Below are 25,576 nucleotides of genomic sequence, written 5' to 3'. Positions count from 1 at the left end.
GTCCGGGGGTTTTTATTGTCCGCTTTTAAGCGGCGGGATCTGCGGCCTGGAGGCGTGGCTGCATCAGGTGGATGAAGCCCAGCGCAAAGAGATAGGCACCCCCGCACAGCACGAAGAGCGGTGCATAGCCCAGCCCCCGGTCCAGCGACCATCCCGCCAGTTCGATGATGCCGGTGCCGGTCAGGTTTCCACCGATGGCACCCAGCGCGATAACGGTCGCGATGCGCCGGGCGGGGACGATCTCCGTCGCAATGCCGAAGAGGTTGGTCGAAAAGCCCTGATGCGCGAACAGTCCCATGCCGATGCACAGCGCGGCGATCCAGGGGCTGGAGACGATCAGCGCCAAAGGCATGATGAGGACGGCGAGGGCAAAGGCGAACATCGCACCCTTGCGCGCCGCATTCATGCCGATCCCGCGATGGAGCAGGGCGGGATAGAGAGCTCCGCTCGTTACCGCGCCCAGCGCCGCCAGCGTGAAGATGATGGCGATGGGCAGGCCGAGCGCGCCTTGGTCCATGGCGAACTGCCGCGCGAAAAAGTCGGGCGTCCAGAACAGCACGAACCACCAGACGAAGTCGGTGAACGCCTTCGCGCCGATGATCGTCCAGCTGCGTTTGTCGGACAGGATCGCGCCCCATTCCACCTTTCCGCGCGTGGGTGCCGCAGCGCCCGCCACCGGCGTCAGCCGCGCGGTGTTGACCTTCCAGAAAAGCAGCCAGACAAGGCCCAGTCCGCCCGTCACGAGAAAAGCCGCCTTCCAGCCGAAGGCCAGCGCGAACGGGGGGATGAGCAGCGGCGTGATGATCGCCCCGATGTTGGGCGCGGTGTTGATGATGCCGATGCCGATGGAGCGCCGCTCGGTGGGCAGGTAGATGGCGGCGGTCTTCATCGCCGCGGGCGTGTTGACCGATTCCGCCGTCGCCAGCACCGCGCGGGCCACCACGAACTGCTGCACGCTCCCCGCCAGCGCATGGGCCATGCCCGCAAGGCTCCAAACCGCAACGGCAAAGCCATAGGCGAAGCGCACGCCGAACCGGTCGACGAACCAGCCCACGCCCAGCAGGGACGCCGCTGCCGCCAGCTGAAACACAGACCCCAGATGGGCGAACTGCTGGTCGGACCACTGGAATTCGGCCTCCAGCATGGGTTTGAGCAAGGCCAGGACCTGCCGGTCGACATAATTGAGCGCTGTCGCCGCGAAGATGAGGGCAATTAGCACATTCTGCGCCCGCGCCGCGCCGGGGGCGGCGGGCGCGCTTCCCGGCAGGGGCTGCGGCTGTTCCCGATCTGATGCCATGCCTTCGCTCTCCTCCCTCATCGTCTCGCTTCATGCCGTCGCGTGTGCAAAGCTCTTGCTCTGTCTGGCGCGAGCCCATAAAGACGGGATATGACACCGTAGGACATACGGCAAGTCTTTTGAACGAATGAAGACGGGCGAGGATGAGGGCAGTGAACAGCGATCATGCCGGCGATCTTTACGGTGAATTGTTCCTGGCCGATCAGGTGCGACCGACCGCCGCGTCGCGCAAGGCGATCTGGCAAAAGCTTTGGCCCGGCATCGCCATCTGCGGCATCGCAAGCCTCGCAGCGTCCTGGTTGTCAGAACATTATGGCGCGCCGATCATCCTCATGGGTCTGCTCATCGGCCTTGCGCTGAATTTCGTCGCCAGCGACGCCCGCACCCACCCCGGCCTCGACTTCGCGTCCAAGACCTGCCTGCGCTGGGGCATCGTCGTGCTGGGGACGCAGGTGACGCTGGCGCAGATCGGCGATCTGGGACCGGTGCCGTTCCTGGCGCTGCTGGCCGTCATGGCCGCGGCGATGGGGGCGGCGCTGCTGGTCGCGCGTTTGGGCGGGCAGCCTGTCGCCGTCGGTCTGCTCGCTGGCGGGGCGACCGCCATCTGCGGCGCGTCGGCGGCATTGGCGCTGTTCGGCGTACTGGGCAGCCGCCGCATCAGCCAGGGACAATTCGCCCTGACGCTGGTCGTCATCTCCGTCGCGAGCGCGCTTGCCATGTCCTTCTACCCGCCGCTGGCCGCCGCCCTCCATATGGATGACCGGCAGGCCGGTTTCCTCATCGGCGCGTCGATTCATGATGTCGCGCAGGCCATCGGCGGCGGCTACGCCTATTCCGATACGGCGGGCAGCTATGCCACCATCGTCAAGTTGACCCGCGTGGCGTTGCTTGCGCCCGTGGTCGCTATCGTCTCGATCCTGGTCGCCGACGATGCGGGGCAGGGGCGTGGGTGGATCAGGAAGCTGGCGCTCCCCTGGTTCATCACGTTGTTCCTCGGGGTCGTGGTGCTCAATTCCGTCGTTACGGTGCCGCCCGCGATCGCGCACATGAACCTGATACTGTCCAAGTCGTTGTTGCTTTTGGCGGTGACGGCGACGGCGATGAGATCCCGCCTCGACCTTATCATGCAGATGGGCTGGCGCGCAGCGATGCCGGTCGCGGCCGCGACGCTCGCCTCCCTTCTGGTCGCGATCGCTTTTACCCTGACGGTGCTGGGATGAATGCAATGATCGAGGAAATATATGACCTGGCCATCATCGGCGGCGGCGTCAACGGATGCGGCATAGCCCGCGATGCCGCAGGGCGGGGCGCGCGCGTCCTGCTGCTGGAACAGGGCGATCTTGCGAGCGGAACTTCGTCCGCCTCGACCAAGCTCATCCACGGCGGGCTGCGCTATCTCGAACATCGCGAATTCGGGCTCGTGCGCGAAGCCTTGTCCGAACGCGAGCGTTTGTGGGCCATCGCGCCCCATATCATCTGGCCCATGCGCTTCGTACTGCCGCATGTGAAGGGGCTGCGTCCGCGCTGGCTGCTGCGGCTCGGCCTCTTTCTCTACGATCATATCGGCGGGCGCAGGCGCCTTCCCGCGACGGAGTCGGTCGATCTGCAACGCCATCCCGCTGGCGTCCCGCTCAAGCCCGGCTTCGGCCCGGCCTTCATTTATTCGGACGGGTGGGTGGATGACGCTCGCCTTGTGGTCCTCAATGCGCGCGATGCCGCGGACCGGGGCGCGACCGTCCTGACGCGTTCGCCCGTCGACGCGATGGAGCGCAGAGGGGGAGAGTGGGTGATCCGCAGCGGCGATCGCACCTTCCGCGCGCGCGCGCTCGTCAACGCCGCCGGTCCCTCCGTCCTCGACCTGCTTGGCAAGGCTGGACAGCGTACGGACCGCCGGATGCGGCTGGTGCGCGGATCGCATATCGTCGTTCCGCGTCTGTTCGACCATCCCTACGCCTATTTCTTTCAGATAGCCGACGGGCGCATCTTCTTCGCCATCCCCTATCAGCAGGATTTCACGCTGATTGGTACGACCGACCGCGATCATGAAGGGCCGCTGCGCGACGTGCGCGCGAGCGAGGAGGAAATCGCCTATCTTTGCGATGCCGCGAATGCCTATTTCCAAACGCCGATCTCCCCCGCCGATGTCGTGTGGACCTATTCGGGTGTCCGCCCGCTGATCGACGACGGCTCCGGCAAGCCCGAGGCTGCGACACGAGGATATAGTTTCGAACTGGATGTGGACGCCGATGGACGCGCGCCGCTGCTCTCCATCTTCGGCGGCAAGATCACGACATATCGCCACCTTGCGAAGGATGCGGTCGAACATTTGAGGGATCATGTCCCGGCCCTGTCGGGTGGAGACTGGACCGCGTCGGCTCCGCTGCCGGGCGGAGATTTTCCGATGGACGGCATCGACGTCCTCAAGGCCGGGCTTGCCCGCGACTACGCCTTTCTCGACGCTGCCACGATCGACCGGATCGCGCGCGCCTACGGCACGCAGGCGCGCGCGTGGTTGGGGAACGCGCCGGACATGGCAGCGCTGGGCGCGCATTTCGGCCACGGCCTGACCGCTGCCGAAGTCGACTATCTGCGCAACAGGGAATGCGCGCGAACTGCCGAGGACATAGTGTGGCGCCGCACGAAACTGGGCCTTCGGCTCAATGCGTCGCAGATGGCGCAGCTTAAAACATATCTCGGAGAGGCAGCGTGAGCGCGGACCATATCCTTGTCCTCGATGAGGGCACCACTTCCACACGGGCCATCGTCTATGCGCCGGACGGCAGGGCGATCCACGTCGCGCAGCAGGAATTGACTCAATATTATCCGCAGCCCGGCAGGGTCGAACATGACGCCGCCGAAATATGGACCCGCACCATCGCCTGCGCGCGCGAAGCGGTAGAAAAGGCGGGCGGCATTGCGCGCATCGCTGCCCTCGGCATCACAAACCAGCGTGAAACCGTCGTCGCCTGGGACCGGCAGACCGGCGATCCGATCACGCGTGCCATCGTCTGGCAGGATCGCCGCACCGCGCCCTTTTGCGCGGGCCTGCGCGAAGGTGGTCACGAGGCGTCGGTGCAGGGTCGCACCGGCCTCGTCCTCGACCCCTATTTTTCCGCCAGCAAGATGCGCTGGATTCTCGACAATGTGCCGCAGGCCCGCGAAATCGGCGATCGGCTCGCTTTCGGCACTGTCGAAAGCTGGCTGGTGTGGAAGCTGACCGGCGGCCTCCACATCAGCGACGCCAGCAATGCCAGCCGCACGCAATTGCTCGGTCTGGACGGGGCGGATTGGGACGGGGATCTGCTCGATCTTTTCGGTGTGCCCCGCGCCGCACTGCCGCAGATCGTCGACAATCATGGGCGCTTCGGCGCCTGCGATCCTGCGATCCTCGGCGCACCCATTCCCATCTGCGGCCTTGCGGGTGACCAGCAATCGGCCTCCATCGGCCAGAACTGCCTGTCGCCCGGCGACACGAAGGCGACGTTCGGGACCGGGGCCTTCATCCTCACCAACATGGGGGAAAGCCTGCCCGCCTCCGCGCATCGGCTGCTTGGCACGATCCTCTATCAGGAGGGCGGTCGGCGCATCTATGCGCTCGAAGGTGCGATCTTCGTAGCGGGCAGCCTCATCAAATGGCTGCGCGACGAGTTGGGTGTGATCCAGGTTGCCGGGGAAAGCGAAGCGCTGGCAGCATCTGTGCCCGACAGTGCGGGGGTGCAGTTCCTGCCCGCCCTCGCAGGGCTCGGCGCACCCCACTGGCGCCCCGATGCGAAGGGGGTCATCACCGGCCTGACGCTGGGCACCCGGCGCGCGCATATCGTGCGCGCAGCGATGGAATCGCTGACGCATCAGACGCATGATCTTCAGGCGGCTTTCGCAGCGGATGGCGCGGACTGGACGAAGCTGCGGATCGACGGGGGCATGAGCGTCAACAACTGGATGGCGCAGGATCTGGCCGATATCCTCGGCATCCCGGTCGAGCGCCCTGCCGACACCGAAACGACCGCGCTGGGGGCTGCTATGCTGGCCGGTGTCGGGGCGGGGCTTCATCGCTGCCTTGCCGACGCGGCGAACATGTGCAGCGCCGCCACTCGCTTCGACCCTGCTATGCCGGGCGATACCCGGTCGGCGCGCATTGCATTCTGGCAACAGGGCCTGCGCCATCAGCTCGATTGCGAAGCGTAGCGGTGAACGGAGCAATCGGATGGACGAAAAGTCATGATCGGGTCATTGAACGGTCATTCCAACTGACTATATATGTCTTGTCACTCTTTCCCCCCTTTGGAGTGACACCTCCCTGAACCTGGCCCCGCCGTGAGATTTCTCCGGCGGGGTTTCTTTTTGATCCTCTCTAATCGAGCATCGCCTCCAGCGCGGGGCTGAGATGTTCGCGCGGGGTTTGGCCGCGTTCGATCATGCGCGCGGCAAGGCCGTGGCGCTTCGCCAGCGCCATACCGCGCTCGGGCCCCGCGACGAGGATAGCGGTCGCCCACGCATCCGCCATCATCGCGCTATCGTGCAATATGGTGACGGACGCGACGGCATCGGCGACGGGCCGTCCCGTCGCCGGATCGATGCTGTGCGACAACCGCCGCCCGCCCGCCATGCGGAATCGGCGATAGTCGCCCGATGTTGCCGCCGAAAGGCCGCTGAGCGCTACGCGAAGCGGCAGGACGGAAAGGCCCGGCGGCGCTTCTATGTCCACCCACCAGGGCTGGATGTCGGGCTTTACCCCGATCCCGCGCAATTCGCCGCCGATCTCCACCAGCGCGTTGTCCACGCCGACATCGCGTAGCGCATCGATCACGGCATCGACGGCAAACCCCTTGGCGATGCCAGAAAAATCCAGCGCCACGTCAGCACGCCGCATGGCCCGGGAGCCGTCCACCTCGATGGCGGTCCAGGGACATGACGGCGAGGGCTCGGTCCCGCGCGCACCTGTCCCCGGCCCGAAGCCCCACGCGTCGACCGCCCGGCCGACCGCAGGGTCGAAGGCTCCGTCCGACAACCGCGCCACTTCAAGGCCCGCGCGCAACACGCCAAGCATGTGGTCGGGCAGCGTCATCCATTCGCCTATCGGCGAACGGTTGAAGCGGCTGATCGCCGAATCCGCCTCCCAATTGCTCATCTGGTCGATCACGCGCGCCAGCACGGCATGGATCGCCGCGTCGCATCCCTCCGGCGGTTCGACGATCCGTACGGACCAGTTCGTTCCCATGGTCGCGCCGCCCAACGTCGCGACCGCGCCCGTCCGCCGCCGCGCAAGGAAGATATCGGGCGAAAGGTCGGGGGCGACGGCGACGCGCACGGGTGGGGTGGCTGGCTTCAGGGGGCCAGCACTTCCAGTGTCGTGATGTACGATGCCCGTCGTTGCGGCGGCCCGGCAGGCGGTCGGGGCTGCCCGCCCATCGCCTGCGCGCCTTCGCCGCCCTCACGACCGCCGCCGATGGTGGCGTTCAGCCAGTACATGCCGGGCTGCGGCCACGTCACGGCGACCTTGCCGTCCTTGTCAGTCGTCAGATCCATCTGGCCCAACGTGTCGCGATAGCGGATGCCGCCGGGGATCACCGTGACCTTAAGGCCCGAAGCCGGTTTGCCGTCGAGCAGAAACTGAAATGTCGCCGCTTCTCCCGATACCAGGTCGTTGGGATGCGTGACCGGCACCATCTCGATCCCCTGGCCGGTCGGCTTGAACAGCGTTGCGGTCGGCGCGCCCAGCGTCACGAAAATCTCGTTCCTGTTCGCCATGTCCGCCGTCTGCACGTCGGTCGCGCCTTCGGGAACGGCACTGGCCAGCGTCGCTCTGGTGGTGCCGCGCGGCAACCGCTCACGCTTGCCGTTGAGCATATAGCTGCCCATCACGCCGGTCGACACGCTTGCGATGCGATAGGTGCCCTGCTTCGTCAGGTGCACGTCGAATGTCGAGCGATACCGTCCCTTGGCGGCATTCTCGATCCGTCCGGTCGCGCCATCGGGTTCGGTGACCGTGATCGAGTCGGTCGACATCGGGAAATGTTCGAAATAGAACAGGTCGTTGGAAATGGCGGCGTCCACCGTCACCCAACTGTCCGTGCCCGACAGCGTAGTGGCGGACGGCAGCATCCATTGCCGGTGCGCCTGGGCGGTGCCCGTCAGCATCAGCGCGCAGACCACGCCTGCGATCACATGTCTCGTCTTCATCGATGATCCCCTTATTTGCCGAAAGCGACCGTGACCGCGCCCAGCTCCGTATTCCCCTTGGCCGTGACGGTCGCGCCGGGCTTGGGCGGCCATGCAAAGGGCAGTCGCAGCACTTCGCGCCCGCCTACTTCGCGCGCGGCTTCGACCAGAAGCGTATAGTTGCCCGGCGACAATTGACCCAGCGGCCCCTTGCCTGCGGCGAAGGCGATCTTCTGTTCGCCCGGCGCGCGGGTCGCGCCGGTGACGCCATCGGCGGGAAAGCTCATCGCCCGTCCCGACGCACGCCACCATTGCCGCACGTCGCGCAGCCACTTGGTGCCTTCGCCATCCTTCTTGTCGCGATCGTACCAGACAGACAGAGTGCGCGGCGCAGCGCCTTCTTTCTCGATCCAGATCGCGACATAGGGCCGGTGATATTCGGCGACCGAAAGGCGCGGGATCGCGACGTTGACGGTCATCGTCTGCGCATCGGCTGGCGTCGCCGCCGCGCCGAGCGCCACCGTGCCGGTCAGGATCAGGCGATGGCTGATGGACATGAAAATATTCCCCTCAATGAATGAAGACGAAGGCAAGGACCGCCGGGATGGCGAGCCCCGCCGCGACGATGGGCCAGGTCGTGGGCCGCTTCTTTGCATGAAGTTGCAACAGTAGCAGCCCCGTCAGCGCGAACAGGAAGCACGCAACTGCGAAGACGTCGATGAACCATTTCCACGCCGTCCCGGTATTGCGTCCCTTATGCAGGTCGTTGAGATAGCTGATCCACCCGCGGCTTGTGCTTTCGCTCGTCACCGCGCCGCTTTTCCGGTCGATGGCTATCCAGCCATCGCCACCGGGGCGCGGCAGGGCGAGATAGATTTCGTCCGCCGACCATTCGGCATCGCCCGCGCCGCGTTGGCCGATGACCTTTTCGATCCAGGAGGAAACCGTCGGGGGCAGGGGCTTTTTGGCGTCCGGTTTGCCATCGGGTGCAATCAGCCCGCGCATCTGCGCGGGCAAGGTCGCGCTCTTTTCGACGGTGGCAGGCGCGCCTTCGACATCGGCGGCATGATTGAGCGTGATGCCGGTAAAAGCGAACAGCAACAATCCGACGAGGCTGATCGCAGAGCTGATCCAATGCCAGCTGTGCAGTTGTTTCAGCCAAAAGGCCTTGGCTTTCTTTTTGGCCGGGGGGAGGGGTTTTGTTCCGTGCATTGGCGGGAAGAATGTCCGGCTTGCGAAAGAGGCAGATCGCATACCGCGAACGACTCGCAATTGCAAACTTGTCGACGTGACAAAATTGTATCAAGAGCGGCGCGATCCGACAGGATGCTGTCATAAGGTGTTGTAAGCTGTCTACTTCGTTGTCGCATCTCTTGACCCGCGCCACCGGGCAGCTTAGCGGCCCTGTATTGATGATACGATACGGGCGTGCCGGGGACGGTGCTTCCGTTCGAATGCGCCGGCCTTCATCGGCTCGCCGCGCAGAAAAGGGACTTTCATGCTGTTACCGGCCGTCGCTGCGGGAATGATGATGATGGGCGGTGCCCAGGTGGAAGCCGCCGCGCCGCTCCCGGCGTCCGCGCCTGCGCCTGCCGTTCCCGTGATACCCTATCCGTTGATGCCGCGTACCGTGGCGGCGACGCCCCCTGCGACAGCGCAGAATGATGCCGCGCAGGACATTGTCGTCACCGGGGAAAAGGGCCCGCCTCCGGGCGATCCGCTCGAAGAGGTCAATGCCAAAAGTTTCGAGGCGGTCCAGTCGGTCGACAAGGCGGTGATCGGTCCTGTCGCGAAAGCCTATAACAAGGGCCTGCCCCGCCCGATCCGTAAGGGGTTGCGCAACTTCTTCCTCAACTTGGGCGAACCGGTCGTCTTTGCGGCCTACCTGCTCCAGTTCAAGCCGGGCAAGGCGCTGGAAACCGCAGGACGCTTCGGCATCAACACGACGCTTGGCCTCGCCGGTCTGTTCGACATCGCCAAGCGGAAGCCTTTCTATCTGCCCTATCGGCCCAACGGCCTTTCCAATACGCTCGGCTTTTATGGCATCAAGCCTGGTCCATACATGTATCTGCCCCTCATCGGGCCGACGACGCTGCGCGACCTTATCGGGGATACGGTTGACAATCTGATCCTGCCGACCGTCGTCGGCTCGCCGTTCAACAAGCCGAGCGTCGTCATCCCGGCCACCATCCTCAACCAGTTGGGCGAGCGTGCGGCCTTCGACGAAACCATCCGCGAAATCCGCAAGGAAGAAGATCCGTACGCGGTCTACCGCGACCTCTATCTCAAGCAGCGGCAGGCGGAAATCGATGCGTTGCACGGTCGTGCGCCCAAGGAGCCTGTGGTTCCCATCTACGGCAAGCAGCTGCCCACGCCGGGCAAGAAGGGCGCCCCCAAGGTCGTGATCCCCGATCCTTATGACACCCCCGCCACCGACCGGCCCTGAACATAGAAAAGGGGCTTCATCCCAAGCCGGATGAAGCCCCTTTTTCTTTACCCGTCGATGGCTCCTAGCGCACGAGCAGGCCTCGCGCCTGACCGGCGATCTCCGCCAGCATGGCCACATTGGGCGTCGCCGCTGCTTTTGCCCGTTGCACGAGGGTGCGGAACTGGCGGACACGATTGCCCTTGGCCTTCAGCCACTCCTCGACATGGGCGGCGACATCCTTGCCTTTGCTCAGCGCCAGGAAGTCGAGCCGGACCTGCTGCATATCGCGGGCCACGCCCGAAATCAGGAGCCGTTCCCAAGGATCGGTCGGTTCCATGCGCGCGGCGGCGGACTGCACCCAATCGATCCCGACCGCTTCGCCCAGATGGGTGAAAGCGCGGGTCAGCACGATTTCCTCGACGCCGAGGCGATCCGCCAGGGCGGCAATGCCGACTGCCCCGTCCAACTTGAACAGACCCGCCGTGCGATGCGCCAGGGCTTCAGGCGCACCGAGGCCCAGCAACCGTTCGATCACGCCGTTGGATCGCCGCAGCGCTTCGCTGGTCAGCAGGTCGTCGACCTGGCCTGCCAGCTTGCCCACGCCCGCCGCGAGCTTTGCCTGACCTTCCGAAGGCAGGGTGCCTGCCGGCAGAGCCCTCAGGATATCCGCGATCTGCGCCCGCATTCCGTCGGCAATATCGCTGAAGAGCGCCAGACGCGCATCCTCCGACATATCGGCAGCGTCGATATCCGCCCACAGCGACCCGATGTCGTAAAGCCGCTCTGCCACAAGGAAGGCGCTGGCGAGGTCTGCGAGAGAGCAACCTTCTTCCTCCGCCAGTTCGAACGGATGGATAAGCCCCAGTCTATTCACGATCCGGTTTGCGACCTTGGTGGCAATGATCTCCTTGCGCAGGGCGTGGCCCTTGATCGCATCGGCTTCCTTTTCCTGCATGGCGCGGGGGAAAGCGGCCATGAGTTCCTCAGTCATGCTTTCGTCGCTGGCAAGTTCGCCATGCTCGATCGCATCCTGCAGCGCGAGCTTCGCTGTGGACAGGAGCACGGCCAGTTCAGGCCGTGTCAGCCCTTGGCCGTCCTGTCCGCGTCGCAGCAACTGGTCGTTCGGTGCAAGCCCTTCCACCTGCCGGTCGAGCCGCCCATTCTCTTCGAACGTCTCGATCAGGCGGACATAGCTTGCAAGCCCGGCCGCGCCACCCGCTTCGGCGATGGACAGGCCCAGCGCCTGAAGGCGGTTGTCCTCCAGCACGATGTCGCCCACGGCGTCGGTCATGCTTTCGAGCAGCGTGTTGCGCTTCTCGAACGGCAGGCGGCCTTCGGTCATCTCCTTGTTGAGCGCGATCTTGATATTGACCTCGTTATCCGAACAGTCGACGCCCGCGCTGTTGTCGATAAAGTCCGTGTTGATGCGCCCGCCTTTCAATGAAAAAGCGATGCGACCGGCCTGCGTGACGCCGAGGTTCGCGCCTTCGCCCACGACCTTGACGCGCAGCTGCTCAGCATTGACGCGAAGACGGTCGTTGGCAGGATCGCCGACGTCGCCATGGCTCTGCGTCGCCGATTTCACATAAGTGCCGATGCCGCCGAACCAGAGCAGATCGGCCGGTGCCTTCAGGATCGCGGAGATCAGCGCGATGGGCTCCATCTCCTTGTCCGTCACGTCGAGCACGGCTCGCATCTCGTCGCTCAACGGGATGCGCTTGAGGCTGCGGGAAAACACGCCGCCACCCTTCGAGATGAGCGACTTGTCATAATCCTCCCAGCTAGACCGGGGCAGGGCGAACATGCGGTTGCGTTCTTCCCAGCTTTTCGCAGGATCGGGCGAAGGGTCGAAGAAGATATGACGGTGATCGAACGCCGCGACCAGCCTGATCGCCTTGCTGAGCAGCATCCCGTTGCCGAACACGTCGCCCGACATGTCGCCGCAGCCCACGACGCTCACCGGCTCGCTTTGCACATCCACGCCCATTTCGGCAAAGTGACGCTGCACACTGATCCACGCGCCACGCGCGGTGATGCCCATCGCCTTGTGGTCGTAGCCGTTCGACCCGCCGCTCGCGAACGCATCGCCCAGCCAGAACCCCTGCTCCAGCGCGATCGCGTTGGCGACGTCGGAGAAGGTTGCGGTCCCCTTGTCGGCGGCGACGACGAAATAGGGGTCGTCGCCGTCATGCACCACGACCTGCGACGGGTGCTTGACCTTGTTTTTGACGATATTGTCGGTCACCGAAAGCAACGCCCGGATGAAGATGCGATAGCTTTCCGTGCCTTCGGCCAGCCATGCGTCCCGGTCTGCCTGCGGATTGGGTAACTGCTTGGGGTAGAATCCGCCCTTGGCACCCGTCGGCACGATAACGGCGTTCTTGACGCGTTGCGCTTTCATAAGGCCCAGGATCTCGGTGCGGAAATCGTCGCGCCGATCCGACCAGCGCAGGCCGCCGCGCGCCACCGGGCCGGCCCGCAGGTGGATACCCTCGACGCGCGGGCTGTAGACCCAGATTTCGCGCCAGGGGAGGGGGGCGGGCAGGCCGGGCACCTGCGCGCTGTCGAGCTTGAACGCCAAAGCCTCCTGCGCCGCTTCGGCGAAGAAGTTGGTGCGCAGCGTCGCAGTAATGACGGCGCGCAGCAGGCGCAGCACGCGATCCTCGTCGATTGCCGTCACCTGCTCCAGTCCCGCGTCGATCTCGGCCTTCGCCGCGGCGATGCGGTCGGCCGCACCCTCCTGCGCGGCGGGATCGTGCAGCGCCTCGAACAAGGTAACGAGGTTCGTCGCCACCCCTTGCGCCTTTCGCAGCGTTTCGGCGAAGGTCGCCATGCCGTAGGCCACGCCAGCCTGGCGCAGATAGCGGTAGAGCGCCCGGAACAGCACCACCGACCGGGGCGAAAGGCCTGCCGTTACGATCAGTTCGTTGAAGCGGTCGTTTTCCGCCCGTCCTTCCATCACCTGAGCGATGGCTTCGGTCACGACGTCGGCTCGACCAACGACCGCCTCGGCATCGGCGCCCGCAGGCAGTTCGAGCACGAAGCGCTGGACATGGCCTAGCGCGCCATTGTCGATGGGCGTCGTCATCTCCTCAATGACGCGGAAGCCGAAATTCTCGAACGCGGGAACGACGTCGGACAGGGCGATGGTCGCATGGCTGTAAAGTTTGAGGCGCAGCCGTTCAGCGTTGTCTTCCACGTTGCGATAGATGCGAATGGACTTGTCACCGTCCCCTGCAAGGCCGTGGATAAGGCGGATGTCGATCGCCGCTTCCTCCGGCCCGGCACCGTTGCGATAGGCAAGGGGGAATCCGCCTGCATAACGCTGTGCCAGCGCTGCGGCACGGCCTGCGTCCTCGGTCGTCGCCAGCGCTTCCTCGACGGCCGGGATCCAGCCGCGCACCATTTGCTTGAGCATCCGGTCGAGCGCCACATCGTCCGGCACCACGCCACCCTCGCGCAGGTCGAGCGTGATGCGCAGCAGCGCAAGCCCGCCTTCTTCCAGCGCAATCGACCAGCTGAGGATAGTCCCGCTGCTCTTGAGCGCCAGCATGTCCTGAATGCTGACCCGGCGCGCCGTCGAAAGCTCGTCGCGAGGCAGCCACACGAAAGCATAGAGATGCCGCGCCAGAGGACTGGTCGCCAGCGCCAGCTTGGGTCGCGGTCTGTCGCTCAGCGACATGAAGGTGAGCGCCAGCCGTTCCAACGTCTCACGGTCGAAGCCGATCGTGATGTCGTGGGGCAGGGCCGTCAGTGCATGGGCTAGGGTCTTGCCCGCATGGCCCTGCGGGTCGAACCCGAATTTGTCCATCAGCGACGAAAGTGCCGATCGCAGTAGCGGCACCTTGTCCGGCGTCGCGGCGAGGCCCGAACTCGTCCACATGCCCGCATGGATGGACAGGGCCTTCACCTCTCGTCCTTCGCGCACCGGGACGATCACGAGGTCCAGCAGCACGTTGCGGTGGACGCGCGACAGGCGGCTCGCCTTGATGATGAGGGGAGTGCGCTTTCCTTCCTCGAACCAGACGAAGGCCGCCTCCAGCGAAGCGGGCGCGATCAGCGGACGGTCATGCCGGGTGCAGATGCCGAGCGGCTTGCTGGCGCTGCCATCGCGATGCACGATTTCATGGCCGGTCTGGGTGAAGTGCCGGGCAAGGAACCAGCGCAGGAGCGCCGCGCCTTCCTCGTCGGGGATCATGTCCGCGTCCGCCGCCATCGCCGATTGCATTTGCGACCAGTCTTGGACGGCGGCGCGCACATCGGCCAACGTTTCGGCAAGCGCCTTTTCCAGCGTGCGTCGCGCTTTCGCGTCGGCGCGGTCGGTTTCGATGTAAATCATCGATTCCCGTCGTGCGCCCGGCGCTTCGTCGCCCAGGATCGCAGTCAGAGCGCCTTCGCCCGATCGTTCCACGGACAGGACGGGATGCAACAGGCGATGGATGGCGATGTCCGCGCGGGCCAACGCATTGGCGATGGAATCGACCAGAAAGGGCATATCGTCGTTGACGATCGCGATACGCATGAACCGACCGGTTGCGCCTTCGCCCAGCGTTTCGATTGCAACGGCGCTATGGCCCGGCCTGCGTCCTGCTGCGGTGCGGGCGAGGAACGTGGCGGCATCCGCCAATGCCGTTTCGTCCAACTCTTCGCTCTCGCCCGGAAGCGCGCCTCGCCCCAGCGCCTGCGCCAGAGCCTCCCGAACCTTGATATCCACCTGCGCATGTTTCGCGTCCGCCAGCGCCGTCATTGGTCTCACCTCTCGCAGCGGGTGATCCCCGCTTGTTCGTAAACGGAGGAGACGCTGGATAGCCTCCAGACGACTCCTCGGCATGGGGCATCTATATGCGACGCGACGCGGGAAGGCTCAAGTCTGGCCTCGAAATATAATGTCTGGGAATTGAAATTAAATGATGCGGGCAAGGAGCCCCGGAAATCCGGAACGACCGCAGCGCGTACCCCACCTATCGACCAACGGTCCGATATTGTCGAGCGCGTTCGGCGCGAATTAAACAGGACAGCGAGGGGAGCGCGCTTCGCCGCTATCGGGCGGCGGCGACGATCACCTTTCGGCCCAGATCCGATCCCTCGGGCAGAGCCGCCACGATGGCGAGGCTGCCATCCGCCTCCCGTCGTGCGACGACGACCGCGAACCCGTCTGCGTCCGTGCTCACTGCGTCCGCCGTCATCGCCGGCGCGTTGCGGATGGTATCTCTAGCAATCGCGGTTCGGTCCGGCTTTCGACCGCTGGCGGATCGCCGCAGGGCACGTTCGTCCGCGACCAGCGCCTTGAGACCGCCCTTGTAGCTGCTGAGATATTCCGCCAATGCCCCGACTTCGAGTTCGCGGTTCATCGCATGGTCGAGCGCGGTCGCATATTCGGTGATGCGCGTCTTGTCGTAGGTTGCGCCGAAAACCAGCTTGATAACCGCCGTCATGGGGCTGCGTGCCTGCGCCTTCACGCCATAGTCGTGCAGCAACTCTGCATAATCGCCAGGGCGCGCCCGCGCAACCAGCGCGAAATCGTAGGAAAGGCTGACGGCGCGATAAAGCGCAGCGTGGCTGCGCGCCTCGCAGATGCGCACCCGGGCGGCGCCCTCACGTGCCAATGCCAGCCAGTCGGCCAGGGATGCATTCTCCTGCGGGCATTCCATGCCGGCAAGGTCGAGTTCGTCCGCCGCGTCGCCTTCCGTCTCGTCCATTGTCATCGCGCCGACCGGACCGTCGGCCCAGATGGGCGCGGTTGCGTGTGGCATCGGAGCGGTGCGAAGCGCCTCGCCAACTTCCGCTTCCAGAGCCTGCATCATGTCGTGGCTTGCCACTTCCTTCCAATTGATGACGCCGAACACGAAGTCGATCGTTTCGTCATCGGAAGAAAATGGCATGAGGATGCCGCGATACATGATCTCGGCGTTGCGCTGGTTGACGAATTCCGCTTCGAAACCGATCGGCGCGGCATTGGCGACGATTTGCAGATAATGGTCGGTCAATCGCGATAGGAGCGAGCGGGTCGGGACATCGTCGATATAGGCTATCGTACCGCCAATATCGCACTCGTCCCGCAGCGCGGCTCCAAGATAGACGATGGCGGGATTGTCGATGCCCATGCTGAAATCCAGCAACACGGCATAGGGGCCAAAATCCTCCAACTGATCGGGAGCCAGATCTTCGATAGAAGGTAACGTCCGGTCGCCCAGCAAAGACGCCCAGTAATTATAGGCGCGCACCTGCATGCGGCGCTCTTCCGATATGGCGAAGGGTGGCTGGGGATCGCCGCCCTCATGATCCAGATAAGCCAGATCGTCCTGAGCACCGCCGGCGTCGCGCTCTTGCAGAATATCCATCCGAACGTCCCAACTTACCGTCTGAAGCTTCGTCACCTGTCCCACACTGGCAGGCGATGGTAAAATAGAGGTTAATGGGCCGACAGACGTGAGGGCGATGCCGCATGGGGCAGGAATATCCGCCGCCGACCCATTTGGCGGCTTGTCCTGCGCTTCAACCGCTGTTATCTGCCCGCCCCGACGCCGCTTTAGCTCAGTTGGTAGAGCATCGCATTCGTAATGCGAGGGTCACGTGTTCGAGTCACGTAAGCGGCACCAGTACCCCCTCCGCCAGCATCCGTTCAGGGTTGAAAAAACGGCGGAAATCTGCTAAAAATTCCATCTTTCAGGTCGGGTGCGTTCGCCGCCGTCCACCCCCATCCGTGCCCCGCTGGGGGTATTTTGTGGGGGTATGACCCCAAGGCGCGAATCTCGATACCCCCTGAAGCGATTTGTAGCAGATGGGATGACATCGCGATGGCGCTTTCGGATGCGAAAATCAGGGCTTTGAAGCCTGGGCCCAAGCCGTTCAAGGTGGCGGACGAACGCGGGTTGTTCCTGCTGGTCAGCCCCGGCGGCAGTCGACTGTGGCGTGTGAAGTTCCGGATCGACGGCCTGGACGCCAAGGGCAAGTTCAAGAAGATAGAAAAGCTGCTGTCCTTGGGCGCTTATCCGGACATCTCGCCGATGCCCGGCGCAAGCTGGAGACTCGCAAAAACCGTTGGAGTTTGAGGGCTATGATGATTCATTGACCGGGCACGATCATGGAGCCAGATGATGGATCCCAAGTCCCTGTTCAGTTTGAGCGATCACCTTGAAGCCCTGAGCAAGGATGGTGATCCGCTCGAGGTTTTGCAGCAGGCGGTGGATTTTGAATATTTCCGCGCCTGGCTTGTTGAGGGGCTGGGCTATGGCGATGGCTCGAAGGGCGGCCGCCCGCCTTTTGACCCGGTGATGATGTTCAAGGCCGTGATCCTGCAGGCGCAACACAACCTGTCCGATGCGCGCATGGAGTTCATGATCCGGGATCGGCTGAGTTGGCTGCGGTTTTTGGGGCTCGCGCTGGGGGAGCGCACGCCGGACGAGAACACAATCCGGCATTTTCGCAACCGTCTGACCGAGACGGGGACGCTCAAACGGGTGATGAAGGCCTTTGACTGGCAGCTCCAGAAGAAGGGCTACATCCCGATGGCGGGGCAGATTGTGGATGCCTCATTGGTGCCTGCCCCAAAGCAGCGGAATACCGAAGGCGAACGGGAGGCGATCAAATCAGGAATGAGCGCCAAGGAGATCTGGCCAGACAACAAGAACAAAGCGATGCAGAAAGACATCGACGCCCGCTGGACGCTCAAGATCGGCGGCAAAGTCCGGTATCGCGAGGACGGAACGCCGCTACCGATGATTGCCCTGCCGGTCTTTGGCTACAAATCCCATATCAGCATCGATCGGCGCTTCGGTTTTATCAGGGGAATGGCGGTAACTTCGGCTTCAGCAGCCGATGGGCGCCTGCTCCGGGAGGTCGTGAGCACGGACAACACCAGTTCCGAGGTTTGGGCCGACACTGCCTATCGCTCAAAGCGCAACGAGAAGTGGCTGTCGGATCGAATGCTCACGTCCCGCATTCATCGGCGCAAACCCATGGGCAAGCCAATGTCAAAGGCGACCGCGCGGGCCAATGCCGCCAAATCCTCGATCCGTGCCCATGTCGAGCATGTGTTCGCTCATCAGAAGAACAGGTTCGGCCTGTTCATCCGCACCATCGGCCTGGCCCGCGCCGAGGCGAAACTGACCCTTTGCAATCTGGCCTACAATTTCAACCGGCTGATCTTCCACGAGCGCCGGGAAAGCACGGCATGAAACTGCTCAAAATCCCGGAACATGGCCGGAATGTGGGGATAAAATGCCTTATATGGACCAAATACAGCCCACCAATGCACCAATACCCTCGGCGCCATCGCGCCACAGCCTGTCGTCCACAAATTAGCCGGTTTTTGCGGGTCTCCAGCTTCGGGATGAGGCCCGCGAAACGCATGCGGCGGGCCTTGACCCCACATTTGAGAAGCAGAAGGCGAAGGCTGCGGCTCGGATAAGCGCCGAGAACAGCTTTTCCAGGGTAGCCGAGATGCTGTTGGAGAAGCAGGAGCGCGAAGGGCTTGCCGAGGCGACATTGGTGAAACGACGTTGGTTCATCAAGCTTGTCTTCCCGGTCCTGGGCAAGCGCCCCATTGCCGAAATACAGCCTCTGGAAATTCTGCTTGCCCTGCGGCCCATCGAGAAGAAGGGCCGGCATGAAAGTGCCAAGCGCGCGCTCAACTTCATCGGGCAGGTTTTTCGCTATGCCGTGGCCTCGCAGCTGGCGCCTGCCGACCCGACGCGCGATCTGCGCGGCGCGCTGACGACGCCGAAGGTCAAGCACCATGCCGCCATTCTCGACCCCGATCAGGCGGGCGAGTTGCTCAGGGCGATCGACGGCTACGAAGGACAACCGATCACCCGCTGGGCACTCCAACTCTCGGCGTTGCTGTTCGTACGGCCCGGCGAGCTAAGGAAGGCCGAATGGGCCGAGGTGGACGCTGTGAAGGCCGTTTGGCGCATCCCGCCATCGAAGATGAAGGGACGTGTCGAACATCAGGTTCCGCTATCGTCACAAGCGCTGGCTGTCTTCGAGGAGGTTAGGGGGCTGACAGGGCGGGGCAGATATGTCTTCCCCTCGATCCGGAGCACAGCCAATCCAATGTCCGAGAATACGATCAATGCCGCCTTGCGGCGGCTCGGCTATTCCGGCGACGAGATGACCGCGCATGGGTTTCGATCCATGGCTTCCACCCTGCTGAACGAGAGCGGCAAATGGCACCCGGACGCTATCGAACGCGCGCTGGCGCACAAGGACACAGATTCGGTTCGGGCGGCTTATGCACGCGGTGCCTTCTGGAATGAGCGTGTCGAAATGGCGCAGTGGTGGAGCGATTATCTCGATAGTCTCAAGGGCGAGCGAAAGGTTTTAAGGCCTGATTTCGGGCAACGGACGTCTGCGTCTTCCTCCTGACCTTGGCTTGACGGGCTGTCGCATCTATCCGGGCGTCCCCGTTGGCACCGAATGTCGCCCTCCGATATCGACCCTTTGTCGTCATTCAGCCGCCAATTCTCGTTCCTAGGTGCAGTCCGTCCGCTAACCGGCAGTTCTCGACCCAACTTTTGCCTTTCCTCATCGGATTGCTGACGACCGCTTTGGACGAAAGCGGCCATTGCGTATGCGAAATTGAACGTTCGTTTGCCGGAGAGGCGAATTGATCGTGGCACCCGTTTTCGCGACATAGATTTCGAGACGGGTTTTCGGATGGCGAAATCGGATAGCCTGGTTGTCCGGGGGCGCTGGCCAAGGTGGTCTCGATAGGCGGCCTTATAGATGCACTGGCCGCGCAGGGAATCCGACATATGCCAGAGGCGGGCAGTCCGCTTCCAACTACGCAGGAGACTTGGCCGAACGCGAGTTACATCACCGCCTCGGCAATATCTTCCGGCTGGCCGATGCGATCGCCGGGATTTGGCCGGTCAGATAATCCTTTGCGTCCCTCGCAAGCTACCCTCCGCCCAGACGATCACATAGCTTGATGTGTCAAAAACAAACGACAATTAACGAATAAATGATATTGAGTCGCAATATATTCCTTGTTACGCCTATGAAAGGATATGGGTCATTAGAAAAAGGAATTCGAATATGCGGGAGCTGGTAGATAGCGAGATCGACGCGGTTGCGGGCGGCGCCCATTATGACGGCACTTGCTCAGAGTTGGGTATGGAATGCCCCGTGTTACAAATGGAGTATGCCGCCGGAATGTGGAGCGGATACAACCTCTACACTACGATTTATACGGACACGATAGTTGTCACCGCCCACCCTTGGCCGAGCGATTATAACAATTGGTGGGGCTTGGCTGAGGCTGGCTATGGCACGAACCCTGGCCAAATATCAGCACCTACAACATTTAGTGATCCGGCTCTTAATTCAGGCTTCCAGAATGTTGACTTGAATGAAGTCAGAAATGTTGCTGCTGCGCTGGCTCAGTATATCGCCCAACTTGATCCAAGCGTTGAACATGCCGCGTACATATACGCGGATGATATGGGAAACTTGCGAACAGGGACTTACATAAACGGTGATGCCCAAGGAGGACAAGGAAAGTTGGATGTGTATGAAAACTATAAAGTCATAGCGTCCGTCCATAACCATCCAAATGGCGCAAGCATGCCCTCGACCATTGCTAATCCTGGCTTCGATGGAATGAACGATCAGCAAAATGCGGCTGATCTGATCGGCACGGGTTATGCACATGAAAATATGCTTATGTATATTTTGCCGGGCACAACTGGCGAAATATTCGAATATGAAGCTCGAGATATTCGGATCGATAATCGTAACAATATTGCTGATTAATCTTAAAACGGAGATAGCCGATGGACGCCTCGCCTCCAATGCATGCATCTGGACACGCCTATGCTCCAACAGCGGAGGTTTATGTTATATCTTCAGAATGCCTAGGTAAAAAGTATAATTTTAGTGATGACGGCAGTATAACAATAATTGAAATTCAAGATGCAAATGAGAAATATACGAAGAAAATAGACATATCATCATCAGAATTTATGCAACAATATCACTCGTTGTCATTATTTGGACGGCTCTCAATATCGTGCTTGCCCGATGGTTCATTTGGCTACACATTTTTAGGCTATAAACCCATTGGAAAAGGAGCTTCAGTTCAAGTTCAGGGCAATGTAAAATTTGATGCAAATTTCGAGGTGTCATCGACTCAAATCCGTGATCTTCCACATGTTGACCTTCGAGAATTTGACCGCAACCGCTCCGTTACTATCAAGTTTCGGCGCTAGGTACGAAGCACCAGTTGGATGGCGATCTGGTGATTTTCTATTCCGTCAAGACATTGGAACAGGTCGCCAAGTTTCTAGAGCACCGATGAGCTTGCGCGCATGAGTCTGTTTCGCCCTGAGGCTGTCGAATGTTGATTGCCGCTGAGAAGTGACCCGGGGTTTTCATCGAGAAGTGACCCACCTTGCGATTATGTTTCGGATGTCAGGGGTGGGTCTGTTGATTGCCGCTGAGAAGTGACCCGGGGTTTTCATCGAGAAGTGACCCACCTTGCGATTATGTTTCGGATGTCAGGGGTGGGTCAAGATGGGGTTTTCTCCTTCCGGGTTTTGGGCTGCTGAGCCGAGCTGTTCTTGAACCGGAAGCTGTCGTTGCCGGTCTCGAGGATGTGGCAGTGATGGGTGAGCCGATCGAGGAGCGCGGTGGTCATTTTGGCATCACCGAACACGCTGGCCCACTCGCTGAAGCTCAGGTTGGTGGTGATGATGACGCTGGTGCGTTCGTAGAGTTTGCTCAGCAGATGGAACAGCAGAGCGCCGCCTGAGGCGCTGAACGGCAGATAGCCAAGTTCATCGAGGATCACGAGATCAGAGTGGGCCAACCTGCCGGCGATCTGACCTGCCTTGCCTTGTGCCTTCTCCTGTTCGAGCGCGTTGACCAGTTCGACCGTCGAGAAGAACCGCACGCGTTTGCGATGATGTTCGATAGCCTGAACGCCCAGTGCCGTGGCGATATGGGTCTTTCCGGTGCCGGGACCGCCGACCAAGACGATATTGTCGGCCACGTCCATAAACTCACAGCGGTGGAGCTGGCGGACCAGCGCTTCGTTGATCTCGCTGCTGACAAAGTCGAAGCCCGCCAGATCGCGATAGGCCGGGAACCGCGCGATCTTGAGCTGATAGGATACCGATCGCACCTCCCGCTCGGCGGTCTCAGCCTTCAGAAGCTGGGACAGGATCGGGACGGCCGCATCGAACGCGGGCGCTCCTTGTTCCATGAGATCGGTGACGGCCTGTGCCATGCCGTGCATCTTGAGGCTGCGCAGCATGACGATGATGGCGCCGCTGGCGGGATCATGACGCATGGCGGTTCTCCCCGCGCAGCGCATCATAGCGTTCCACATTGGCAAGCGGTTCGCTGACGAGCCTTAGCGCCTGCGGCGCCGTGATCGGCGGTGTCGTCACCGGCTTGCCGTCGATCAGCCGGTGCAGCAGGTTCAGGATATGGGTCTTGGTCGGAACACCGGCCTCCATCGCCATGGTGACCGCCATTAGCACGACCTGCTCGTCATGGTGCAGCACAAGGGCAAGGATCTCGACCATCTCCCTGTCGCCGCCGGGAGAGCGCAACAGATGGCGCTGTAACCGCTGGAAGGGGTCGGGCAGTTCGAGGAACGGCGCGCCGTTGCGCAGGGCTCCTGGCTTGCGCTGGACGACTGCCAGATAATGGCGCCAGTCATAAATGGTGCGCCCTGGCTTGTCGTGGGAGCGATCGATGATCCGCTGATGCTCGCACAGCAACTGACCCTCCGCGACGACGAGGAAGCGGTCAGGATAGAGCCGCACGCTGACAGGACGGTTGGCGAAGGAGGCCGGCACGCTGTAGCGGTTACGCTCCAGATGGATGAGGCAGGTTGGCGAGACCCGCTTGCCATACTCGACAAAGCCGTCGAAGGCCCTGCCCATCGGCATCAGGCTTGCCACCTCCTCGGCCCAGGCATCAGCGACGGAGCCTGGCTCGATCCCGTGTGGGATCTCCTGCCACAGCGCCTTGCAGCGATCCTCCAACCAGATGTTCAGCGCATCGAGGCTCCCGACCTGGGGAACCGGCTGCCACAGCCGATGTCGCGCATCCTGGACGTTCTTCTCGACCTGCCCCTTCTCCCAACCCGCTGCCGGATTACAGAACTCCGCCTCATAGAGATAATGACTGACCATCGTCAGGAAGCGGGCGTTGACGGTCCGGTCCTTGCCGCGTCCGACCTTGTCGACCGCGGTGCGCATGTTGTCGTAGATGCCCCGGCGCGGCACGCCGCCCAGCACGCGGAACGCATGATTATGGGCGTCGAACAGCATCTCATGGGTCTGGAGGAGATAAGCCCGCACAAAGAAGGCACGGCTGTAGCTGAGCTTGAAGTGTGCCACCTGCAGCTTGGTGCGCACGCCGTCGATGATCGCCCAGTCCTCGCTCCAGTCGAACTGGAACGCCTCACCCGGCGCGAAGGATAGCGGCACGAAGGTGCCTTTGCCACTCATCTGCTGCTGACGGCGATAATCATCGCGCCAGCCCCGTGCGAAGGCTGCCACACGGCCATAAGACCCGTCAAAGCCCAGGCTCACCAGATCGGCATGGAGCTGCTTGACTGTGCGCTTCTGCTTGCGCGAGCGGCCCATCTCTCGCCGGAGCCACGCCGTCAGCCGCTCGACAAACGGGTCCAGCTTGCTTGGCCGCTCGGGCACCTTGAACTGCGGCTCGACTGTGTCCGACCGCAGATACTTACGGACGGTGTTACGGGATAGACCGGTACGCTTGGCTATCTCCCGGATCGACAGATGATCGCGGTAATGCCAGCGCCGGATGACGCTCAATAATGCCATGTCCAACACTCCATGGTCCCCCGCTCGTCCCCCGCTCAAAGCTAAGGGACGTGTTCAAACATGGGTCACTTCTCAGTGGAAATTACTGGCCTCCCCGGGTCACTTCTCAGCGGCAATCAACACCCAGCGGCGAGCGCGTCAGCACCTGCAGGCTTTCCTGCTCCGGCATGGGCACATTTATTCAGGCCGAAAAGCCTGGTCGTTGGCGCATGAAAGGTGGATCGCACGACTGAAGTTTGAGCATCCCACCCATTATGTAGTGCTCAAGGAATATTGTCAGACCGTTGAGGATTCCGCAGTCCGCCTGCAGCGCTTGACCGACCTGATTTCGGAGACGGTCGACAGCTGGACGATGGCGCCCGTTGTCCGTGCCTATCAGGCTTTGCGGGGTGTCGCTCTTTTGTCCGCCGTCGTCTTTGTCGTCGAGATCGGCGACGTCCGCCGGTTCGAGAACCCTCGGCAGCTCATGGCTTTCCTCGGCCTCGTTCCATCGGAAAGTTCGACTGGCGAACACGTCAGACGTGGCAGCATTACGAAAGCCGGCAACCGTCGGGCTCGTCGTGTGCTGATCGAAGGCGCCTGGACCTATCGCTTTCCAGCGCGCGTTGGTCGAACACAACAGGCGCAGCTGGAAGGCCTGCCGCGAGAGGTTCGAGAGATCGCATGGAAAGGCCAGGTCCGGCCGTGCTCTCGCTATCGAAAAATGATCAGCGCAGGCAAGCATAAGGCCATCACGGTCACCGCCATCGCAAGAGAGATGGGCGCATTCTTGTGGGCCATCGGCCAGGAAGTGCAGCCAGCCCCCCAAGCCTAGAATCGTCTAAAACCAGAACCAGCAGGGAGAAAACATCTCAACCATCTGCTCATGCGCAACGTAGGAGGCAGGACCCGGTCGGGGAACCTTCGATGGGACTTCGTGGCCGATTATGTCGATGCCCGTACAAAGTTAGAAGCAGCCCCAGGCGTACACACGGAAATGCGGTATCCAACCCGCGAATAAGAGTTTGCAAACCGTCGTCTTGAGGTTCTGTCTCCTACCTTGCGCATCAGCTACAACGACAGCATCCCACCCTTAGTGGCGGGATTGCACAGCCGCGACCTAATCGCTTGCAAATGAACATAAGAGTCCCAAAGCGCCGCGAAGGTGGCCCCTCGCCGAAGGCGAGGAGCCGATTGGTCAAATTTCAGTATTCTCGGCGAGGGCAAGCGCATCTTCCACGTCAATCCCGAGATAGCGCACCGTATTCTCGATCTTGCTATGCCCGAGAAGGATCTGGACGGCTCGTAGGTTGCCAGTTGCCCGGTAGATGATCGACGCTTTCGTTCTGCGAAGAGAGTGGGTGCCATATTCGCTTCGCATCAGGCCTACCCCCGTCACCCATTCATCAACAAGCCGGGCGTATTGGCGGGTGCTGAGATGACCGTTATGATCAACCCGGCTTGGGAAGACGTAATCGTCCACCGTGCCGCCGCGGCGTTCAAGCCATGCCAACAGGCTAGCCCGAGCGTCGGGGAGCAGTTCAAACTGAACGGGTCGACCTGTTTTCTGCTGCATGACGATCGCACGCGTTCGAATCTGCCCGCCGCTGACGATGTCGCCGATCTTCATCTGCACCAGGTCACAGCCGCGAAGTTTGCTGTCGATCGCCAGGTCAAATAGCGCCCGATCTCGCAAGCGGCGGCGTTGATTGAGGTAGAACCGGATCTCCCAAATTTGCTTTGGTTTTAGCGCGCGCTTCGCGCCGACGGTTCTTCCTGCATTCCATACGGGGCGTTTGGTGATGGTGGTTTCAGTTTCAGGCATCTCCATGATCATTCTCCGATGGCCAGAGTGGCCGTCCGGAGAACGCTTTGGCGTCGGATAAGCAGGAAGGCCCCGAAGCGCCT

The 25,576-nt window shown here is 62.1% G+C and carries 20 protein-coding genes and 1 tRNA gene; 11 read left to right on the top strand and 10 right to left on the bottom strand.

What is annotated here, in order from left to right; genetic code table 11:
* Positions 1-25: 25 nt before the first annotated feature.
* On the bottom strand, positions 26-1,297 hold the full coding sequence (locus DI606_RS12125) for an MFS transporter (RefSeq protein WP_293983279.1): 1,272 nt from the start codon (positions 1,295-1,297) through the stop codon (positions 26-28).
* A gap of 143 nt (positions 1,298-1,440) precedes the next feature.
* Here DI606_RS12125 and DI606_RS12120 point away from each other — a divergent pair, with 143 nt between their 5' ends.
* Genes DI606_RS12120 through DI606_RS12110 form a run of 3 tightly spaced genes read left to right on the top strand, consistent with a single transcriptional unit; the run spans position 1,441 to position 5,482 of the window.
* Positions 1,441-2,517, top strand: coding sequence for a putative sulfate exporter family transporter (locus DI606_RS12120; RefSeq protein WP_293983276.1), 1,077 nt, complete (start codon positions 1,441-1,443; stop codon positions 2,515-2,517).
* Positions 2,518-2,522: 5 nt separating this feature from the next.
* On the top strand, positions 2,523-4,007 hold the full coding sequence (locus tag DI606_RS12115) for a glycerol-3-phosphate dehydrogenase (RefSeq protein WP_293983274.1): 1,485 nt from the start codon (positions 2,523-2,525) through the stop codon (positions 4,005-4,007).
* Complete coding sequence (locus DI606_RS12110; RefSeq protein WP_293983272.1) at positions 4,004-5,482, top strand: glycerol kinase GlpK; 1,479 nt, start codon at positions 4,004-4,006, stop codon at positions 5,480-5,482. Before DI606_RS12115 ends, DI606_RS12110 begins: the two co-directional genes overlap by 4 nt.
* A gap of 166 nt (positions 5,483-5,648) precedes the next feature.
* Here the strand turns inward: DI606_RS12110 and DI606_RS12105 are convergent, their stop codons facing one another.
* From DI606_RS12105 to DI606_RS12090, 4 genes are all read right to left on the bottom strand, one after another.
* Positions 5,649-6,515, bottom strand: coding sequence for an FAD:protein FMN transferase (locus DI606_RS12105; RefSeq protein WP_293983308.1), 867 nt, complete (start codon positions 6,513-6,515; stop codon positions 5,649-5,651).
* Between the two features lie 107 nt (positions 6,516-6,622).
* Positions 6,623-7,477: a DUF4198 domain-containing protein gene (locus DI606_RS12100; protein ID WP_293983270.1), complete on the bottom strand. Its 855-nt coding sequence runs from the start codon at positions 7,475-7,477 to the stop codon at positions 6,623-6,625.
* Between the two features lie 11 nt (positions 7,478-7,488).
* Positions 7,489-8,013, bottom strand: a complete 525-nt coding sequence (locus DI606_RS12095) for a DUF2271 domain-containing protein (protein WP_293983268.1) — start codon at positions 8,011-8,013, stop codon at positions 7,489-7,491.
* A 13-nt stretch (positions 8,014-8,026) separates the two neighbouring features.
* Positions 8,027-8,668: a PepSY-associated TM helix domain-containing protein gene (locus DI606_RS12090; RefSeq protein WP_293983265.1), complete on the bottom strand. Its 642-nt coding sequence runs from the start codon at positions 8,666-8,668 to the stop codon at positions 8,027-8,029.
* Between the two features lie 286 nt (positions 8,669-8,954).
* On the opposite strand from DI606_RS12090, the gene DI606_RS12085 reads away from it, so the two are divergent.
* Complete coding sequence (locus tag DI606_RS12085; RefSeq protein ID WP_293983262.1) at positions 8,955-9,902, top strand: VacJ family lipoprotein; 948 nt, start codon at positions 8,955-8,957, stop codon at positions 9,900-9,902.
* A 64-nt stretch (positions 9,903-9,966) separates the two neighbouring features.
* Here DI606_RS12085 and DI606_RS12080 read toward each other — a convergent pair whose 3' ends face one another.
* On the bottom strand, positions 9,967-14,631 hold the full coding sequence (locus DI606_RS12080) for an NAD-glutamate dehydrogenase domain-containing protein (protein ID WP_293983260.1): 4,665 nt from the start codon (positions 14,629-14,631) through the stop codon (positions 9,967-9,969).
* Positions 14,632-14,923: 292 nt separating this feature from the next.
* Complete coding sequence (locus DI606_RS12075) at positions 14,924-16,225, bottom strand: hypothetical protein (RefSeq protein ID WP_293983257.1); 1,302 nt, start codon at positions 16,223-16,225, stop codon at positions 14,924-14,926.
* Positions 16,226-16,407: 182 nt separating this feature from the next.
* Between DI606_RS12075 and DI606_RS12070 the strand changes: the two genes are divergently transcribed.
* From DI606_RS12070 to DI606_RS12045, 6 genes are all read left to right on the top strand, one after another.
* Positions 16,408-16,483: transfer RNA gene (locus DI606_RS12070), tRNA-Thr, on the top strand.
* A gap of 198 nt (positions 16,484-16,681) precedes the next feature.
* Positions 16,682-16,936 (top strand): Arm DNA-binding domain-containing protein, encoded by a 255-nt coding sequence (locus DI606_RS12065; RefSeq protein ID WP_293983254.1) that lies wholly within the window; start codon positions 16,682-16,684, stop codon positions 16,934-16,936.
* Between the two features lie 42 nt (positions 16,937-16,978).
* Complete coding sequence (locus tag DI606_RS12060) at positions 16,979-18,061, top strand: IS5 family transposase (protein WP_293983252.1); 1,083 nt, start codon at positions 16,979-16,981, stop codon at positions 18,059-18,061.
* Positions 18,062-18,326: 265 nt separating this feature from the next.
* Complete coding sequence (locus DI606_RS12055) at positions 18,327-19,250, top strand: site-specific integrase (RefSeq protein WP_293983250.1); 924 nt, start codon at positions 18,327-18,329, stop codon at positions 19,248-19,250.
* A 672-nt stretch (positions 19,251-19,922) separates the two neighbouring features.
* Positions 19,923-20,639: a hypothetical protein gene (locus DI606_RS12050; RefSeq protein ID WP_293983248.1), complete on the top strand. Its 717-nt coding sequence runs from the start codon at positions 19,923-19,925 to the stop codon at positions 20,637-20,639.
* 20 nt (positions 20,640-20,659) lie between these two features.
* Positions 20,660-21,094: a hypothetical protein gene (locus DI606_RS12045; protein WP_293983246.1), complete on the top strand. Its 435-nt coding sequence runs from the start codon at positions 20,660-20,662 to the stop codon at positions 21,092-21,094.
* A 299-nt stretch (positions 21,095-21,393) separates the two neighbouring features.
* Here the strand turns inward: DI606_RS12045 and istB are convergent, their stop codons facing one another.
* Entirely contained in the window at positions 21,394-22,176 is a 783-nt protein-coding gene (gene istB, locus DI606_RS12040; RefSeq protein ID WP_293983244.1) for an IS21-like element helper ATPase IstB, read from the bottom strand.
* Positions 22,166-23,689, bottom strand: coding sequence for an IS21 family transposase (gene istA / locus DI606_RS12035; RefSeq protein WP_293983241.1), 1,524 nt, complete (start codon positions 23,687-23,689; stop codon positions 22,166-22,168). The genes istB and istA overlap by 11 nt, the downstream gene beginning before the upstream one ends.
* Between istA and DI606_RS12030 the strand changes: the two genes are divergently transcribed.
* Positions 23,670-24,503 carry a transposase gene (locus DI606_RS12030; RefSeq protein ID WP_293983238.1) on the top strand — a complete coding sequence of 278 codons (834 nt, stop codon included), beginning with the start codon at positions 23,670-23,672 and terminating at the stop codon, positions 24,501-24,503. The two genes, istA and DI606_RS12030, sit on opposite strands and share 20 nt — an antisense overlap.
* 363 nt (positions 24,504-24,866) lie before the next feature.
* On the opposite strand, the gene DI606_RS12025 is transcribed toward DI606_RS12030, so the two are convergent.
* A complete protein-coding gene (locus DI606_RS12025) occupies positions 24,867-25,499 on the bottom strand; it encodes a tyrosine-type recombinase/integrase (RefSeq protein ID WP_293983305.1) in 633 nt (210 codons plus the stop codon).
* Between the last annotated feature and the right edge of the window lie 77 nt (positions 25,500-25,576).

This window comes from Sphingobium sp. (assembly GCF_003248505.1).
In the GTDB taxonomy this organism is placed as follows: domain Bacteria; phylum Pseudomonadota; class Alphaproteobacteria; order Sphingomonadales; family Sphingomonadaceae; genus Sphingobium.
The sequence above is the reverse complement of the archived record's forward strand: the minus strand, read 5'-3'. Positions and strand labels throughout refer to the sequence as shown.

What these genes read in the sequence shown, in the direction of transcription:
- DI606_RS12125 (WP_293983279.1), bottom strand. Translation starts at nt 1,297, where the DNA reads ATGGCATCAGATCGGGAACAGCCGCAGCCCCTGCCGGGAAGCGCGCCC.
- DI606_RS12120 (WP_293983276.1), top strand. Translation starts at nt 1,441, where the DNA reads ATGAGGGCAGTGAACAGCGATCATGCCGGCGATCTTTACGGTGAATTG.
- DI606_RS12115 (WP_293983274.1), top strand. Translation starts at nt 2,523, where the DNA reads ATGATCGAGGAAATATATGACCTGGCCATCATCGGCGGCGGCGTCAAC.
- DI606_RS12105 (WP_293983308.1), bottom strand. Translation starts at nt 6,515, where the DNA reads ATGGGAACGAACTGGTCCGTACGGATCGTCGAACCGCCGGAGGGATGC.
- DI606_RS12100 (WP_293983270.1), bottom strand. Translation starts at nt 7,477, where the DNA reads ATGAAGACGAGACATGTGATCGCAGGCGTGGTCTGCGCGCTGATGCTG.
- DI606_RS12095 (WP_293983268.1), bottom strand. Translation starts at nt 8,013, where the DNA reads ATGTCCATCAGCCATCGCCTGATCCTGACCGGCACGGTGGCGCTCGGC.
- DI606_RS12090 (WP_293983265.1), bottom strand. Translation starts at nt 8,668, where the DNA reads ATGCACGGAACAAAACCCCTCCCCCCGGCCAAAAAGAAAGCCAAGGCC.
- DI606_RS12085 (WP_293983262.1), top strand. Translation starts at nt 8,955, where the DNA reads ATGCTGTTACCGGCCGTCGCTGCGGGAATGATGATGATGGGCGGTGCC.
- DI606_RS12080 (WP_293983260.1), bottom strand. Translation starts at nt 14,631, where the DNA reads ATGACGGCGCTGGCGGACGCGAAACATGCGCAGGTGGATATCAAGGTT.
- DI606_RS12075 (WP_293983257.1), bottom strand. Translation starts at nt 16,225, where the DNA reads ATGGATATTCTGCAAGAGCGCGACGCCGGCGGTGCTCAGGACGATCTG.
- DI606_RS12065 (WP_293983254.1), top strand. Translation starts at nt 16,682, where the DNA reads ATGGCGCTTTCGGATGCGAAAATCAGGGCTTTGAAGCCTGGGCCCAAG.
- DI606_RS12060 (WP_293983252.1), top strand. Translation starts at nt 16,979, where the DNA reads ATGATGGATCCCAAGTCCCTGTTCAGTTTGAGCGATCACCTTGAAGCC.
- DI606_RS12055 (WP_293983250.1), top strand. Translation starts at nt 18,327, where the DNA reads ATGCTGTTGGAGAAGCAGGAGCGCGAAGGGCTTGCCGAGGCGACATTG.
- DI606_RS12050 (WP_293983248.1), top strand. Translation starts at nt 19,923, where the DNA reads ATGCGGGAGCTGGTAGATAGCGAGATCGACGCGGTTGCGGGCGGCGCC.
- DI606_RS12045 (WP_293983246.1), top strand. Translation starts at nt 20,660, where the DNA reads ATGGACGCCTCGCCTCCAATGCATGCATCTGGACACGCCTATGCTCCA.
- istB (WP_293983244.1), bottom strand. Translation starts at nt 22,176, where the DNA reads ATGCGTCATGATCCCGCCAGCGGCGCCATCATCGTCATGCTGCGCAGC.
- DI606_RS12030 (WP_293983238.1), top strand. Translation starts at nt 23,670, where the DNA reads ATGACGCTCAATAATGCCATGTCCAACACTCCATGGTCCCCCGCTCGT.
- istA (WP_293983241.1), bottom strand. Translation starts at nt 23,689, where the DNA reads ATGGCATTATTGAGCGTCATCCGGCGCTGGCATTACCGCGATCATCTG.
- DI606_RS12025 (WP_293983305.1), bottom strand. Translation starts at nt 25,499, where the DNA reads ATGGAGATGCCTGAAACTGAAACCACCATCACCAAACGCCCCGTATGG.